This window comes from Pseudomonas sp. WPR_5_2 (assembly GCF_003634475.1).
GTDB lineage: Bacteria > Pseudomonadota > Gammaproteobacteria > Pseudomonadales > Pseudomonadaceae > Aquipseudomonas > Aquipseudomonas izuensis.
Genome location: NZ_RBLA01000009.1, coordinates 117,276 through 132,605, shown reverse-complemented (window position 1 = coordinate 132,605; position 15,330 = coordinate 117,276). Strand labels below are relative to the sequence as shown.

Below are 15,330 nucleotides of genomic sequence, written 5' to 3'. Positions count from 1 at the left end.
AACGGTCTCCGCTGCACTGGGATCGTAGGTACAGTTGGGAGAGTTGACTGCAAAGGTCGCGCCAGTTTTGCTCGAGCGTGATCAATAAGGCCGAACGGTCGTGATGGCCGAGAGAGAACGCTGCCGTTCTTCTTCATAAAGTGGCCGGATAAGGGCGAACTCACGGGCAACATCAGCGATCAGGGCTTCAATGCCTGAAAGGTTTCGCGCCTTGGCCCGTTGCTCCAGGTCATGACACAGCCCGGCCAGGCGAGTGGCGCCCATGTTGCTGCTGCTGCCCTTGAAGCTGTGCGCGGTCTCGAGTATCTGCGTGGCGTCGGCCGCCACGGTCAATTGCTGCAACCGTTCTTCGGAGTCTGCGAGGAAGGTCTCGACCAATGTCGAAAACTCATCCTCCATGACTTCCCGCAACGCGCTCAGCACGTTTGGGTCCAGATGTGTGTCAGCCACTTGTTCACTCCTTGATCAAGAATGTGCGGATTATGCCAGAGCCTTCCAGAAAAACTCCACGCGGGCACTTCGACCATCGTCGGACCAACTGGCATTACGCCCCAACTGACGGATCAGACTGACGCCGCGTCCCGACAAACGGACAGGATCGATCGGACGCTCCATCACCCGATCGACATCAAATCCGACGCCGCTGTCCTCGACGCGTATCACCAGGCAACCACCCTCATCTTGTGGCGTGACCTCCAGATGCACTCGCACATAACCGTCCTGCAGGCCGTCCAGCCGTGAATTGCGCTGCTGGTAATAACGGGCGAAACCCGCGAGATCACGCTTGAGACTGGAATCCAGCCCCAGCACGCCATGTTCCAGAGCGTTGGAGTACAGCTCTGCCAGAACGCTGTACAGGGCCCCGCTCTGCGCCCGCAGACCGTGAACCTCGAGTAGCAGTTGCAACAGGTATGGCAGCGGATTGAAACGCTTGAGCGTGGCGGCACGAAACTCGAAACTCACCGACCAGTCCAGCGGACAGGACTGACCACTGTCGGAATAGACCGGAACGGGCGGACTCAGGTGAGCCGGATCCAACAGGCTGATTTCGACCATGCTGACATCGTCCCGGGCTTCGCCGCGAAAATCCCGTAGCGCCTGCTCGATTTCCTCGAACAACGCATCGGGCTGACGATTGGCCGCGAACACTTGCTGCAACCGCTGCACGCCAAACAGCTGATCATTGGCATCGCAGGTATCGATCACTCCGTCGGACAACAAAAACACCCGATCACCGAGCGCCATCGGAAACACTTCAGTGCGGTCATCAAAGGTTTGCGGACTCAACACCCCCAGGGGCAAATGCCGGGCCGTCAGGGGCGTTCGCTCCCCCGTGGCGATGCTGTGCAGATAGCCGTCCGGCATGCCACCGTTCCAGACCTCCACCGAACGACGCTGGAAGCTCAGGCACAGCAGCGTTGCGCAACAGAACATGTCCACCGGCAGGATGCGTTTGAGCTTGGCATTCATCTCGCGCAAGGTTTCCGCCAGGCCATAGCCCTTGGCGGTCATGCCGTAAAAGACTTCGGCCAGGGGCATCGCGCCAACCGCGGCCGGCAAACCATGGCCGGTGAAATCACCGAGCAACACATGCATGTCGCCCGACGGGGTGAACGCCGCCAACAGCAAATCACCGTTGAACAGCGCATAAGGTGATTGCAGATAGCGAATGTTGGGGGCGTTCAGACAGCCGGAATGGGCCACTTTGTCGAACACGGCCTTGGCCACCCGCTGCTCGTTGAGCAAATAGTCGTGATGCCGGGCGATCTGGTCACGCTGCTGCAGCACGGTCGCCTGCAGCCGCCGCAATCGGTCCATCGCCTTGATCTTGGCGGCGAGGATCACCTGGTTGTACGGTTTCGCCAGAAAATCGTCACCCCCGACCTCCAGGCAACGGGCCAAGGCTTCGCTTTCGGACAGCGAGGTGAGAAAGATGATCGGCACCAGGGTTTCCCCGGCCAGTTCCTTGATTTGTCGGGCCGCCTCGAAACCGTCCATCACCGGCATCATCGCGTCCATCAACACCAGTTGCGGCCGTTGCTGGCGAAACGCCTCGACCGCTTCGGCACCGTTGGCAGCCGTCAGCACCTGATGGCCCTGGCGCCGGACGATACTCGACAACAGCATGCGATCAGCCGCGCTGTCTTCAGCGATCAGTATCGTCAGCGATTCGAGTGCAGACTGCACGGCGATCAACTGATGTCGAACAGTTTGTCGAAATTGGAGATGGCGAGGATTTTCCTCACGTCGGAACTGCTGTTGACTACGCGGATATCGGCGTCGTCGCCGCCGGCGTGATCGCGCAACAGGAGCAGCATGCCCAGTGCGGAACTGTCGAGGTAGGTGGCCTCTTTCAGGTCGATCACGACCTCTGCGAGATCCTTGTCTTCGTAGGACTCTCGAAATTCCTGGTGCTTGGCGAAATCGAATCGTCCCTTGACCGATATCGTCAGTTTTTGCCCATTCGCAGAGACTTCTGTAACGACTGACATGTCATGGCTTCCTTGTCGTTGGTAAACCTGCTTGTTCAAGGTTTAGCAGTTGGTAGAGGTTGGGGCAAGGTTAGGAATTGTGGCGCCCATCAGATCGCCATCGCGGGCAAGCCTTGCTCCCACAGAGGCTCGACGCGAACCTGTGGGAGCAAGGCTTGCCCGCGATGAACGATAACGCGGATTCAATACTGATCCTGCCGCGGCAAGCGCTGGGACAATTCATCCAGCAGCTTTTGCTCGCGCTTGTCTTCCAGCGCCCGCGCCTCATCCATGTACCGCTGAACCAGTTTGCGCAAGCCTTCGACCCGGGCGAACGCCTGCTGCCAAGTGTCCCGCGCCTTGTTCAGGTTGTTCTGGTGCCAGGCCAGGCTCTGGCGCTGCTGATCGATGGCCGTGCCCAATTGTGCGAGGAAACCCTGATACCCCAGCAGCCATTGGCCCGATACGCCGCCGCTGCCGCGTACGATCCACTGTTCCTGATAGTCGAGACGAAAGGCTTCGAGGTCGTCGAGCTTGCTTTGCGCCAGACGCACCTGCCCCTGGAAATGACCCAGGCGCTGGACTGCGGTTTTCTCCGCCTTCTCGGCCATTTCCACCACGGGCGCCAGGCGCCCTGCCCGAGTCTGGGCCATGGTCGGTTAACCGCCCGCCGCGGGCGCGAAAATCGACGCGAGATACGCTTCGCTTTCGCCCAGGCTGATGCTGTCGTTGAGGCCCTGACGCAGGTACTTGACCAGTTGCGGTTGCAGGGAAATCGCCAGGTCGGTTTCGCGATCCCCACCGGCGACGTAGGCGCCAACGCTGATCAGGTCCCGACTCTGCTGATAGCGCGACCACAATTGCTTGAAGTACTGCGCGCGGGTCATGTGCTCCGGCGACACTACCGCCGGCATGACCCGGCTGATGGACGCCTCGATATCGATGGCCGGGTAATGCCCTTCCTCGGCCAGTCGCCGCGACAGCACGATGTGCCCGTCGAGCACGCCTCGCGCCGAGTCGGCAATCGGGTCCTGCTGGTCATCGCCTTCGGACAGCACGGTATAGAACGCGGTGATCGAACCGCCGCCCTTCTCGGCATTGCCGGCCCGCTCCACCAGTTTCGGCAACTTGGCGAACACCGACGGCGGATAGCCCTTGGTTGCCGGCGGCTCGCCGATGGCCAGGGCGATTTCCCGCTGGGCCTGGGCGAAACGGGTCAACGAGTCCATCAGCAACAGGACGTTCTTGCCCTTGTCGCGGAAGTACTCGGCGATACGCGTGCAATACATGGCGGCGCGCAGACGCATCAGCGGCGCATCGTCCGCCGGCGATGCCACCACCACCGAACGCTTGAGCCCTTCTTCACCGAGGATGTGCTCGATGAATTCTTTAACTTCACGACCCCGCTCACCGATCAGCCCGACGACGATAATGTCGGCCTCGGTAAAGCGGGTCATCATGCCCAGCAACACCGACTTACCGACACCGGTACCGGCAAACAGGCCAAGCCGCTGGCCGCGACCGACCGTCAACATCCCGTTGATGCAACGGATGCCCACGTCCAGCGGCTCACTGATCGGCTCACGCTTGAGCGGGTTGATGGTCGGGCCGTCCATCGGCACCCAATCCTCGGCCTTCATCCCGCCCTTGCCGTCCAGCGCACGACCGGCGCCATCGAGCACCCGCCCGAGCATGCTCATGCCCATGGGCAAGCGGCCGCTGTCCAACAGCGGAACCACCCGGGCGCCGGGCGCAATACCGGCGACGCTGCCGACCGGCATCAGGAAGACCTTGCTGCCAGAGAAGCCCATGACTTCGGCTTCAACCTGCACCGGGTGATAGCTGTCGTCGTTGATGACCATGCAGCGACTGCCCATGGCCGCGCGCAAGCCTTCGGCTTCGAGGGTCAGGCCGACCATGCGCAGCAGGCGGCCTTCGAGGATCGGTGCGCCTTCCAATTGCGTGGCCTCGGCATAACTGCTCAGGCGCTTGGCGAAACTGGTGCGTTCAAGGCGCATCGGGAATGTCCGCGGCCGGCTTGCTTTCGATGGGCAGTTCAAGGCTCACGTCCGGTGCGGCCGGGTGCAGAGCCTGTTCGTGCAACTGATCGAACAGCTTGTCCATCACCCGCACGACGCGGGTTTCCACCGTGGCATCGATCCGGCTGTGCTCGGTCTCGACCCGGCAGCCGCCCGGCAACAGCGCCTCGTCTTCGACGATGCGCCAGGTTTCTTCATGGCGCTCGCGCAGGGCTTTGACCTGTTGGAAATCCTGCGGATTGATGTACAGGCGCACATTGCCCACGCCCAACGGCAGCAGCTTGAGGGCTTCGCGCATGACGTGTTCGATTTGCGTCGAGTCGATGGCCAGTTCGCGCTGGATCACCTGTTTGGTGACGTGCTGCACGAGGTCGACCAAGGACTTTTCAATCAGTGTGTCCTGTTCGGCGATGGGCTCGAACAGGTGCGCCATCAATTGCTCAAGCCCCGCGATCTTGGCCGCCAGCGCCACTTCGGCTTCCTGGCGAACCTTGAGCGTGGTGCTGTGGAATCCTTCTTTCTCACCCACCGCGAAACCTTCGTTGTAGGCTTCCTGGCGAATGCTTTCGAGTTCTTCGAGGGTCAGTGGCTGGACTTCCTCCAGCGGCACTTCTTCCATTTCCGGCGGTTCGGGTTCCGGCTCCGGCTCAGGCTCCGGTGCCGGCGGGTCGAAGCTGGGCAGTGCCCAGGTATCGAAACCACTGACATCCCTGGCCCGGATCAGGTCAGTGGGTTCATCATCATGCTTGGCCATGGTGTTAAATCATTTCCTCGCCGCCTTTGCCGCCGAGAACGATTTCTCCGGCTTCGGCCATACGACGGGCGATGGTGAGGATTTCCTTCTGCGCGGTTTCCACGTCGCTGACGCGCACCGGGCCCTTGGCTTCGAGGTCGTCGCGCAACAGTTCGGCCGCACGCTTGGACATGTTCTTGAAGATTTTCTCTTTGACGTTTTCGTCCGACCCCTTGAGGGCCAGCACGAGCACGTCGGAGGACACTTCGCGCAGCAATGCCTGGATACCCCGGTCGTCGACGTCGGCCAGGTTGTTGAACACGAACATGAGGTCTTCGATCTGACCGGACAGGTCTTCGTCGACTTCGCGGATCGAGTCCATGAGCTGGCCTTCGATCGAGCTGTCGAGGAAGTTCATGATGTCGGCCGCGCGCTTGATACCACCCAAGGTAGTGCGCGAAGCATTCGAGTTGCCGGAGAACTGCTTCTCGAGAATCTGGTTGAGTTCTTTCAGGGCCGCCGGCTGTACGGTGTTGAGCGAGGACACCCGCAAAATGATGTCCAGGCGCACCTTGTGGTCGAAGTTGCCGAGCACTTCGCCGGCCTGGTCCGGATCGAGATACGCCACTACGATCGCCTGGATCTGCGGGTGTTCGTAACGGATCACGTCGGCGACGGCGCGCGGCTCCATCCACTTCAGGCTGTCGAGGCCACTGGTGTTGCCACCCAGCAGGATGCGGTCGATCAGGCCGTTGGCCTTGTCCTCGCCCAGGGCCTGGGTGAGCATCTTGCGCACATAGTCGTCGGAGCCGACGCCCAGGCTGGTCTGGTCGCCGACGATGTCGACGAACTCGCTCATCACCTGCTCGACCTGCTCACGGTGCACGTTACCCATCTGTGCCATGGCCACGCCCACACGCTGGACCTCTTTGGGCCCCATGTGGCGCAGTACCTGGGCGGCGTCGGTAGAACCCAGGGACAGCAGCAGAATCGCGGCTTTGTCGACCTTGGTCAGTTTGGCGGCAATGGCTCGGTTATCACTCATCTGCGTTAATCCACTCTTTCACGACCTGGGCCACACGCCCCGGGTCTTCAGCCACCAGACTCTTGATTGCGTTCAACTGAGCGTCATAACCTTCGCTCGGGCTCGGCAGCAGGATACTGGTCGGGCCACCGAGGCTGACGCGGTCGTTGGCCAGTTCGCCGTCCAGGCCGCCCATGCCACCCAGCTCGACGTCGCTGCCGATACCCACCAGCTGCTTGCCCTTGCCGCCACCGGTGATGTTGTTGAGCACCGGGCGCAGCACGCCGAATACCAGCACCAGAATGAACAAGACACCCAGCACTTGCTTGACGATGTCCCAGAACCACGGCTGGGAGTAGAACGGAATGTCGGCAATCACTTCGCCACGATCGGCGGAGAACGGCATGTTGATCACGCTGACGCTGTCGCCACGGCTGGCGTCGAAACCGACCGCATCCTGGACCAGGCGGGTGAAACGTGCCAGTTCATCGGCGGTCCATGGCGCACGGGTGGTTTCGCCATTGGCCGGGTTGACCTTGACCTGATCATCCACCACCACCGACACCGACAGGCGATTCAAACGGCCCTGCTGCTGCTTGGTGTGGCTGATGGAACGGTCGAGTTCGAAGTTCTTGGTCGATTGTGAACGCTTGTCCGCCGGGTACGGTGCCAGCATTGGCTGACCGGTGGCCGGGTCCATGATTTGCTGGCCGTTGGCATCGATCAATGGCTGGCCTGGCTGCACCATGCCCGCTGCCGCAGTGGCACCACCGGTGGTTTGCGGCGCGGAAGCCGGCGACGGTGGCTGGTTGCTCAAGGCACCCGGCACACCTTGCGGGCCATTGCTGGCGGTGCGTTGTTCATTGACCGACTGCTCGCTGCGCAATGCCGGTTGGTCCGGGTTGAACTGCTCGGAGGTCGATTCGACGGCACTGAAGTCTACATCGGCAGACACTTCAGCCTTGTAGCGGTCGTTGCCCAGCACCGGTTGCAGGATGTTGTGCACACGCTGGGTGAGCATGCTTTCCATGCGACGGCTGTAGTCGAATTGCTTGCCGGCCATGGTCAGCTCGGAGTTCTCCGCCTGATCGGAGAGCAGGTTGCCCTTCTGGTCGACCACGGTGATCTGCGACTTGCTGAGTTCAGGAACGCTGGTCGCCACCAGATTGATGATGGCCACGACCTGGCCCGGCTCCAGCGAACGACCGGAATAGAGTTCAACCAGAACCGACGCGCTTGGCTTGCGCTCATCGCGCACGAACACCGAACTCTTCGGAATCGCCAGGTGCACGCGAGCACCCTTGACGTTGTTCAAACTGGAGATGGTCCGGGCCAGTTCGCCTTCGAGGCCACGACGATAGCGGGTGGCTTCCATGAACTGGCTGGTACCCAGGCCCTGGTCCTTGTCGAGAATCTCGAAACCGATGTTGCCGTCGCTGGGAGTGACACCAGCGGCCGCCAGTTTCAGGCGCGCACGGGACAAATCATCGGCCTTGACCAGCAAGGCACCGGAATTGGGTTCTACGGTGTAAGGAATATCGGCAGAGGCCAGGGTGTCCATGACCTGTTTGGCGTCCATACCGGCAAGGCTGCCATACAGCGGACGGTAGTCCGGCTGCTGGGACCACAACACCACGGCAAAGCCAATCGCCACGCTCGCGGCCAGGCCGACCAACAGGCCCACCTGACGCAACATGGTCATCTCGGAAAGGTTTTCCAGGAAAGACAACCCGAACAGCGGCGGTTTGCCGTCTATCGGTGTGGCCTTGGCCGGAACGTTATCGGCGACTGCTTCTGCCATGACTCAATCTCGTCCTTAAACCGGCATCTGCATGATGTCTTGGTAAGCCTGAACCAGCTTGTTGCGTACTTGGGTCAACGCCTGGAAAGACACACTGGCCTTCTGCGAGGAAATCATCACGTCCGTCAGGTCAACGCCGCTCTTGCCGATCTCGAAGGCATTGGCCAACTGACTGGACGCCTGCTGGGTATCGTTCACTTTATTGACGGCCTGACCGAGCATGTCGGAAAAGCTGCTGCCATTCAGTTCAGGGACGGCGGCAGTCGATTTCGGCGCAGACATCGCATCCATTTGCATGGAACGCATGTCCAGCATCAACCGATTGAATTCAATACCTTGGCTCATGGTCTCTCTCTTTGACGAAGCTACGTCGATGGCGACCCGCAATTTTTTTGACACTCACTCGGCGGGTAGTGAGGTGTTAGCAACAAGGGTGCCAGCTCCGTGACTGCGTCCTACAAAAGCCATTCCCTGCGTTGCCATGACCGTGAATTGCCGCAAATCCATTGTGGGCGCGAGCCTGCTCGCGAAGGCGGTGTGACAGACACACAAATGTCGACTGACATTCCCTCTTCGCGAGCAGGCTCGCTCCCACAGTGGTTTGACCCGCGTCAACTTTCAGGTAGCGAACAGATAGGCTTCCACGTCCATTCCGGCGTCGCGCATCTGCGCCAGCTTGTAACGCAAGGTCCTTGGGCTGATGCCAAGCTTTTGCGCGGCCTCCTTGCGGCGGCCACGCTCGATGCGCAGGGTGTCAATGATCATTTGGAACTCGCGGCGACGCAGATCATCGCCCAAAGCCCCGGCAGACTCGGCTTCAACCTCCACGGCCCGCGCCGGCACGAGTGTCGGCAATGGCGCACAGGCAACCGGCCCGGACAGACAGAAGTCCTGGGGCTGGATCAAACCGCCCTGCTGCAGGATCAATGCGCGCTGAATCGCGTTGTCCAGTTCGCGCACATTCCCCGGCCACGGATAACCGATCAGGCACGCCTGCGCCTCGGGCGACAGCCGTGCCGCGGCATGCTTCATTTTATTGGCGTGTTTGGCCAGCAGGCGCTCGGCCAGCGGCAGGATGTCGGCAGTGCGCTCGCGCAGCGGGCGCCAGGCCAACGGAAATACAGACAGGCGATAGTAAAGATCTTCACGGAAACGCCCCGCCGCCACTTCACCGGCCAGGTCACGGTTGGTGGTCGCAACCACGCGAATGTCCAGGGCGATCGGCTTGCGCGCCCCTACCCGCTCGACCTCGCGTTCTTGCAGTACACGCAGCAGTTTGGCTTGCAGGCCGAGGGGCATTTCGGAAATTTCATCGAGCAGGAGGGTCCCGCCATTGGCCTGCTCGAACTTGCCGGCCTGTGCTGCTATGGCGCCGGTGAACGAGCCTTTTTCGTGACCGAACAGCGTGGCTTCGAGCATGTTGTCCGGGATCGCCGCACAGTTGATCGCAATGAACGGCTGGCTGGCGCGATGAGAGTGCTGGTGGATGTAGCGCGCCAGCACCTCTTTGCCCGTCCCGGATTCGCCGGAGATCAACACCGTGGAATCACTGCGCGCCACCCGCGCGGCCAATTCCAGCAGTTGCGCACTGGCCGGCTCAAAAGCTACCGGCCCTTCGCTGTCGGCGGTGCCGAGGCTGCCCAGGGCATGGCGCGCGACCAGATCGAGCAAGGCCCTGGGTTCGAATGGCTTGACCAGATAATCCGCTGCGCCCTGACGCATCGCATCGACCGCCCGCTCCACCGCTCCGTGTGCCGTCATCAGCAACACCGGCAGTTGCGGCTGGCGCGCCCGCAGCAAGGCAAGCAACTGATGACCATCCATGCCCGGCATGTTGACGTCGCTGACCACCAGATTGAACGCCTCGCTTTCGACCGCGACCAAGGCCTCTTCTGCCGAACCGACAGCCTTGTAATCGTGGCCGGCGAGCAACAGCGTATCGGCCAGTGCTTCGCGCAAAGCCCGGTCATCCTCGACCAGTAGAACCTTGATACCCATGACCTTCACTCCGCTCCCTGAGCGCCACTGAACAACGGCAGGATCACCTGCGCACAGGTGCCGCGACCGAGCCGCGAGCGCAAATGCAATTGTCCCTGATGAGCACGGGCAACCGCCTTGACCACGGTCAGCCCCAGGCCGGTTCCGGTGGCCTTGGTGGTGAAAAACGGCTCGCCCAGACGCGCCAGCACGGCGCGGTCGATACCGCTGCCGCTGTCGCTGATGCACACGCGCAGGTGGTTGTCGCGGGCATACAGATGAACCTTCAAGCGCACGTCACCGGTGCTGGCTTGAATGGCGTTTTCGATGAGATTGAGGAGGGCTCCGACCAGGGTGTCGCGATTGCACAGCAACTCGCCGGCATGGCTGTCGCACTGCCAGCGGATCGGCAACGCCTGCACATGGGTCAGCGCCGACGCCTGCAGCGTTTGCATAAGTTGCTTGGGGGTTATGCGGTCGGTCAATGGCAGCTCACCGCGGGCGAACACCAACATATCGCGCACTTGATGCTCGAGCTCATGCAGGCGCTCCTTGAGGCGCCCGGCAAAACGTTGCTGGGTCTCGACGGGCAGTGCCTGCTCGGTCAAATGACTGGCGTAAAGCAAGGCGGCGGACAAGGGTGTGCGAATCTGATGAGCCAGCGAAGCAACCATCCGGCCCAGGGACGACAGTCGCTCATGGCGGGCCAGTTGATCCTGGAGGTGTCGGGTTTCGGTCAGGTCATTCAACAGCACAAGCTGACCCGGTTCGGCATCCAGCGAACGCGTGGCAATCGACAGGCGCCGCCCATCCTTGAGGGAGATTTCATGACCGTCGTCTTCGCGAGGCGCAAAACAGCGAGCAATGACGTGACGCCACAACTCACCTTCGAGCGGCAGACCCAGCAGTTCGCAGGCCGCCGGATTGGCTTCGCGCACGATGCCCTGAGCGTCGATGACGATGACGCCACCGGGCAACAGGTCGAGCAGATTTTGCAGACGGTTGGCCAGGCGCTCTTTTTCCGCCAGCTCCTGCATGCGCTGAGCACTGACCACGGCCAGCTCGCCCTTGAGCTCGGTAACCCGGGCTTCGAGCATGCTGTAGGAACTGGTCAATTGGCTCGACATCTGGTTGAACAGGGCGAAAGCCTGCTCGAGGCCAAGCCTGCTTGCCTGCTCTACGGACGACGATTGCCCCAAGGTATCTGGAGCAGGAGACATCTGGGCGGCTTGGGGCATCGTGCTCTCTCGCTTGGCTGACCGTCAGTGAAACGGAACGTTGCGAGGGACGTAGCAATACCCGTGCCTAAAAAAAACCGCTTATAAATGAGGAGGTTGAAAAACAGGCGTCAATCATCCGCCTGTTCATCTCCGTCACGACGGCTCATGCCGTACTTGCGCATCTTTTCCACCAGCGTGGTGCGGCGGATACGCAGCCGTTCGGCAGCGCGCGCCACGATACCGTTGGCATCATCCAGCGCCTGCTGAATCAGCCCCTGCTCCAGACCGCCGAGGTAGTCCTTCAGGTCCAGGCCTTCCGGCGGCAGCATGGCATTGGCGGTGAAGTCCGGGGTATGACCATTGATGGCCACCCGCTCTTCGAGATCGCTGCGCAGGCTGTCGACCATTTGCTCGTCTTCATCGTCGACGTAACGGAATTTCTTCGGCAGTTCGACCACGCCGATCACCCCGTACGGATGCATGATCGCCATGCGCTCCACCAGGTTGGCCAGTTCGCGGACGTTGCCCGGCCAGCCATGACGGCACAGGGACATGATGGCTGCGGAGTTGAAGCGGATCGAACCACGCTTCTCGTGCTCCATGCGCGAGATCAACTCGTTCATCAGCAACGGAATGTCTTCGACACGCTCGCGAAGCGGCGCCATCTCGATCGGGAACACATTCAGGCGGTAGTACAGGTCTTCGCGGAACGTGCCGATCTCGATCATGCTTTCGAGATTCTTGTGGGTCGCCGCAATGATGCGTACATCGACGCTTTGGGTCTTGTTGCTGCCCACGCGTTCGAAGGTGCGCTCCTGCAACACGCGCAGCAACTTGACCTGCATCGGCAGCGGCATGTCGCCGATTTCATCGAGGAACAGGGTACCGCCGTTGGCCAGCTCGAAACGCCCGGCACGGCTGGTGATCGCTCCGGTGAAGGCGCCCTTCTCGTGACCGAACAATTCGCTTTCCAGCAGCTCGGCCGGAATCGCCCCGCAATTGACCGGCACGAACGGTGCCTCACGACGCTTGGAATGGTAATGCAGGTTGCGCGCGACCACTTCCTTGCCGGTCCCGGACTCGCCCAGGATCAACACGCTGGCATCGGTATCGGCGACTTGCTGCATCATCTGGCGGACGTGCTGGATCGCCCGGCTGGTGCCGACGAGGCTGCGGAAAAGATTGGGTTCGCGATGACGACCGCGCTCGCGGGCCTGGTCATACATCTCGCGGTAGACCTGGGCGCGGTGCAGCGAGTCGAGCAACTTGCTGTAGCTGGGTGGCATTTCGAGGGTCGAAAGCACCCGGCGACGCTGGTCCTCCGGCAGGTCAATGGAAGAATTATCGCCCATTAACAAAACCGGAAGGAACTCATCCCATGTCGAGAGTGTCTTTAGCAAGCCCAGAAGCGCCCCAGGAGCATTGACCGTCCCGATGAGGACACAGATTACTTCGCGACTAGATGACAATGAGCCGACAGCCTGCTGCCAATCGTGGCTCCCGCAGGGCAAATTTTCTTCGCCGAGAAAATTTAAAATCACCGCCAGGTCGCGGCGGCGGACGCTATCGTCATCTATCAGCAGAATTTTGGTTTCACGCCACATGCAATAGCAACTTCCCTAGTCAACTCAATGCCCAAAATGCTGGGGCAAGCTACACGCTTGCAGGCAAGATCATGCCTGAAGACGACTGAAATCTGGAACCAGCCACTAGTTAAGTCAAAAAACCGTGCACAGTCAAATTTATGGCGCACTATGTTTGGATTAACCGAGGATTAATTAACCAAACAGATGGTAAACCTTTGCAGCCTTCTGTGCTTGGGAGATCTGCGACATCTCATCGACTATCGCCTGCCTCTCCCCTGTCGCCGCGTCAAGAAGCTGCTTGTACACCCCCAGCAATTCCTCAAGATTATCGCGCAACTCGACTTCGCTCACCGAAGACTCACTCATGACATCCTCCATGCAGGAACGGCAATCCAGGTCCAATTGACCAATGGCTTCCCAGTTTCGCTCGGCCAATGCATCGACCAGGCCGGCGCGCGCTTGTTCGATTCGCTGCAATACAGGACTCATGGTGTTCTCCTTAAAACTGCGGACCCGGTGTAGCAATAGCGTCCCAACCGTCTTTGACGGTGCGAAGCAAATCGGCGACTTCGTCAAGGATCACTGGATCTGTCTTGAGGTTGGCCTCGGTCAAACGCTTCATCATGTAGGTGTAGAGGTTATCCAGCTCACCCACCGATTCGGCCTGGTTTTCCAGATCCAGCCCCTCACGCAGGCCACCGATGATGCCGATGGCCTTGCCGATCAGTATCCCTTTGTTCGGGATATCCTTGCGCTCCATGGCACCCTTGGCCTGAGCGATACGATCCAGACCACCCTCCATCAGCATCTGCACCAGACGGTGGGGGCTGGCTTCGGAAGTCTGCGCCTGGGCGCCAATCTTCTGGTATTGGCGAAGGGCTAACATTGGATTCATGTTGTACCTCATCTGAATGCTTTGGTTCGTATAAACAGCGTATCGACGACGCGTCAAAAAACTTTAGATGCATATGCAAAAAGCCCGGAACGCTCAAAACGTTGCCGGGCTTTTGGCGCTAACGGATGATCAGCTGTTCTTCTGCTGCGCGGTGATGGCTTCGAACATCGACGTGATGTTGCTGGCCGTGGCCTTGAGCTTGCCGACCAGGGTGTCCATGTCGTTGTACTTTTTGGTCAGCACGGCCGTCAGCGTTTCTACACGACGATCGAGCGCCTCCTGATCGGCAGCCAGCTTGGAGGCTGTCTTGTTCAGACTGGTGCTGCGCTGATCGAGAATGCCACCGGTTTGAGTGAACGGGGTGATCGCCTTGGTCATGCGCGACAGAAGGCCGTTAGTGCCCGTGAACATCTCCTGGACCTCACCGCCCAGTTTCTTGTCATTCATCGCGACGTTGAATTTGGTGCTGTCGAAATCCAGTGCACCGGTCTTCTGGTTGGTGGTGATCCCCAACTGCGCGAGCACCGTGAGCTTGTCGCCGGCACCGGTTTCCGACAGAGGTCCGCGAATGGTGGACAGAATCGAGCGCCCCAGCGCATCCCCCGTCAACGCCGCTGAAACCGGATTGCCATTGGCATCGACCGAAGGCGTGGTCAACTTCGTGATGCCATTGACGATGGCATTGTAGGAGTCCACGAATTTCTGGATCGAAGCCTTCAGGCCATCGTTATTGCTTGCCACGGAAACCGTCGTCGAACCCGTCGCCGTCAGGTTCAGCGTCAAGCCGGAAACCGCCTTGTCGACCGAATTGGTCTTGCTGGTCAACGCCATGCCGTCAATGGTGAAGTTGGCATCGACAGCCAGTGCGCCGATGGTGCCGGCGGACGTGAGGGACATCGGAGAACCGCTGGTGCCGATGACGTTACTTCCATCGATGGCCAGCTCTGCAATGCCGCTAACGGAAATATCCGAGCCTGCCCCGGTATTGGTCGATCCCAGCACCAGGCGCGAACCAAAGGAGTCGGTGACGATGTTGGCACTGACGCCCGCGAGCTTGAGCGAACTGTCAGCGTTGATCGAGTCACGGACCGATTGCAGTGTCGCACCGCTGCCAACACTGACGTTGTAGTTTTTGCCGCTCTGACTGATGGTCAGCGTGCCCGCGTTAATCGCGCTGCTCGCACCACCGACAAAAGCAGCGCTGGCCACTTTGGACGAAGTGGCGAGATTGCCGACGTTAACGTTGTAGGTGCCGCCAACGGCCGTGTTGCTGGCGGTGGCCGTCAGGATTTTCACATCGGCGGAAGTCGCGGCATAGCCTGGAAACTGCGGGCTGGTTGTGCTGCCCAGATCAGTCATGGACTTGTTGAACGCAGCCATCAAGGATTTCAAGGTGCCAATACCGGAGATGCTTGCGGTGTTAGCTGAAGTCCCACGGGTGATCTGACCTTGCTTGGCCGCTTTATCAGAATCGACCAGTGCCTTGACGATAGCGGTGGTATCGAGGCCGGAACCTAAGCCCAGACCCGGTAAAATTGGACTTGCCATGTAGATCTCCCTTCAGTGTCTCGCCGGTCTTTTGAC

At 60.2% G+C, this 15,330-nt stretch carries 15 protein-coding genes; all 15 read right to left on the bottom strand.

From position 1 onward, the window contains the following. Nucleotides 1-81: 81 nt before the first annotated feature. Nucleotides 82-450: an Hpt domain-containing protein gene (locus BJ917_RS27455; RefSeq protein WP_096509567.1), complete on the bottom strand. Its 369-nt coding sequence runs from the start codon at nt 448-450 to the stop codon at nt 82-84. Nucleotides 451-480: 30 nt separating this feature from the next. Continuing rightward, nucleotides 481-2,187, bottom strand: a complete 1,707-nt coding sequence (locus BJ917_RS27450; protein WP_121105669.1) for a fused response regulator/phosphatase — start codon at nt 2,185-2,187, stop codon at nt 481-483. Between the two features lie 5 nt (nt 2,188-2,192). Next, nucleotides 2,193-2,492, bottom strand: a complete 300-nt coding sequence (locus BJ917_RS27445; RefSeq protein ID WP_096509566.1) for an STAS domain-containing protein — start codon at nt 2,490-2,492, stop codon at nt 2,193-2,195. Nucleotides 2,493-2,674: 182 nt separating this feature from the next. Next, a complete protein-coding gene (gene fliJ / locus BJ917_RS27440) occupies nt 2,675-3,124 on the bottom strand; it encodes a flagellar export protein FliJ (RefSeq protein ID WP_121105563.1) in 450 nt (149 codons plus the stop codon). Between the two features lie 6 nt (nt 3,125-3,130). Then, nucleotides 3,131-4,489 carry a flagellar protein export ATPase FliI gene (gene fliI / locus BJ917_RS27435; RefSeq protein WP_096509564.1) on the bottom strand — a complete coding sequence of 453 codons (1,359 nt, stop codon included), beginning with the start codon at nt 4,487-4,489 and terminating at the stop codon, nt 3,131-3,133. Continuing rightward, entirely contained in the window at nt 4,479-5,264 is a 786-nt protein-coding gene (fliH, locus tag BJ917_RS27430; RefSeq protein WP_121105561.1) for a flagellar assembly protein FliH, read from the bottom strand. The genes fliI and fliH overlap by 11 nt, the downstream gene beginning before the upstream one ends. 4 nt (nt 5,265-5,268) lie before the next feature. After that, nucleotides 5,269-6,288 carry a flagellar motor switch protein FliG gene (gene fliG / locus BJ917_RS27425; protein WP_096509562.1) on the bottom strand — a complete coding sequence of 340 codons (1,020 nt, stop codon included), beginning with the start codon at nt 6,286-6,288 and terminating at the stop codon, nt 5,269-5,271. Beyond that, on the bottom strand, nt 6,281-8,068 hold the full coding sequence (fliF, locus tag BJ917_RS27420) for a flagellar basal-body MS-ring/collar protein FliF (RefSeq protein ID WP_121105559.1): 1,788 nt from the start codon (nt 8,066-8,068) through the stop codon (nt 6,281-6,283). The genes fliG and fliF overlap by 8 nt, the downstream gene beginning before the upstream one ends. 15 nt (nt 8,069-8,083) lie before the next feature. Continuing rightward, nucleotides 8,084-8,413 carry a flagellar hook-basal body complex protein FliE gene (gene fliE, locus BJ917_RS27415; RefSeq protein WP_084320560.1) on the bottom strand — a complete coding sequence of 110 codons (330 nt, stop codon included), beginning with the start codon at nt 8,411-8,413 and terminating at the stop codon, nt 8,084-8,086. A 273-nt stretch (nt 8,414-8,686) separates the two neighbouring features. Next, nucleotides 8,687-10,066, bottom strand: coding sequence for a sigma-54 dependent transcriptional regulator (locus tag BJ917_RS27410; protein WP_096509560.1), 1,380 nt, complete (start codon nt 10,064-10,066; stop codon nt 8,687-8,689). A gap of 5 nt (nt 10,067-10,071) precedes the next feature. Next, nucleotides 10,072-11,265, bottom strand: a complete 1,194-nt coding sequence (locus BJ917_RS27405; RefSeq protein ID WP_177435618.1) for a PAS domain-containing sensor histidine kinase — start codon at nt 11,263-11,265, stop codon at nt 10,072-10,074. A gap of 128 nt (nt 11,266-11,393) precedes the next feature. Then, nucleotides 11,394-12,869 (bottom strand): sigma-54 dependent transcriptional regulator, encoded by a 1,476-nt coding sequence (locus tag BJ917_RS27400; protein ID WP_077045767.1) that lies wholly within the window; start codon nt 12,867-12,869, stop codon nt 11,394-11,396. A gap of 174 nt (nt 12,870-13,043) precedes the next feature. After that, a complete protein-coding gene (locus BJ917_RS27395; RefSeq protein WP_121105555.1) occupies nt 13,044-13,340 on the bottom strand; it encodes a flagellar protein FliT in 297 nt (98 codons plus the stop codon). A gap of 10 nt (nt 13,341-13,350) precedes the next feature. Then, nucleotides 13,351-13,746, bottom strand: coding sequence for a flagellar export chaperone FliS (gene fliS / locus BJ917_RS27390; RefSeq protein WP_096509557.1), 396 nt, complete (start codon nt 13,744-13,746; stop codon nt 13,351-13,353). 129 nt (nt 13,747-13,875) lie between these two features. Then, entirely contained in the window at nt 13,876-15,294 is a 1,419-nt protein-coding gene (gene fliD, locus BJ917_RS27385) for a flagellar filament capping protein FliD (RefSeq protein WP_096509556.1), read from the bottom strand. Nucleotides 15,295-15,330: the final 36 nt, after the last annotated feature.

Coding starts and splice junctions, on each gene's coding strand:
- fliI (WP_096509564.1), bottom strand. CDS start 4,489: ATGCGCCTTGAACGCACCAGTTTCGCCAAGCGCCTGAGCAGTTATGCC.
- fliG (WP_096509562.1), bottom strand. CDS start 6,288: ATGAGTGATAACCGAGCCATTGCCGCCAAACTGACCAAGGTCGACAAA.
- fliH (WP_121105561.1), bottom strand. CDS start 5,264: ATGGCCAAGCATGATGATGAACCCACTGACCTGATCCGGGCCAGGGAT.
- fliF (WP_121105559.1), bottom strand. CDS start 8,068: ATGGCAGAAGCAGTCGCCGATAACGTTCCGGCCAAGGCCACACCGATA.
- fliE (WP_084320560.1), bottom strand. CDS start 8,413: ATGAGCCAAGGTATTGAATTCAATCGGTTGATGCTGGACATGCGTTCC.
- BJ917_RS27405 (WP_177435618.1), bottom strand. CDS start 11,265: ATGTCTCCTGCTCCAGATACCTTGGGGCAATCGTCGTCCGTAGAGCAG.
- BJ917_RS27410 (WP_096509560.1), bottom strand. CDS start 10,066: ATGGGTATCAAGGTTCTACTGGTCGAGGATGACCGGGCTTTGCGCGAA.
- BJ917_RS27445 (WP_096509566.1), bottom strand. CDS start 2,492: ATGTCAGTCGTTACAGAAGTCTCTGCGAATGGGCAAAAACTGACGATA.
- BJ917_RS27400 (WP_077045767.1), bottom strand. CDS start 12,869: ATGTGGCGTGAAACCAAAATTCTGCTGATAGATGACGATAGCGTCCGC.
- fliJ (WP_121105563.1), bottom strand. CDS start 3,124: ATGGCCCAGACTCGGGCAGGGCGCCTGGCGCCCGTGGTGGAAATGGCC.
- BJ917_RS27395 (WP_121105555.1), bottom strand. CDS start 13,340: ATGAGTCCTGTATTGCAGCGAATCGAACAAGCGCGCGCCGGCCTGGTC.
- fliD (WP_096509556.1), bottom strand. CDS start 15,294: ATGGCAAGTCCAATTTTACCGGGTCTGGGCTTAGGTTCCGGCCTCGAT.
- fliS (WP_096509557.1), bottom strand. CDS start 13,746: ATGAATCCAATGTTAGCCCTTCGCCAATACCAGAAGATTGGCGCCCAG.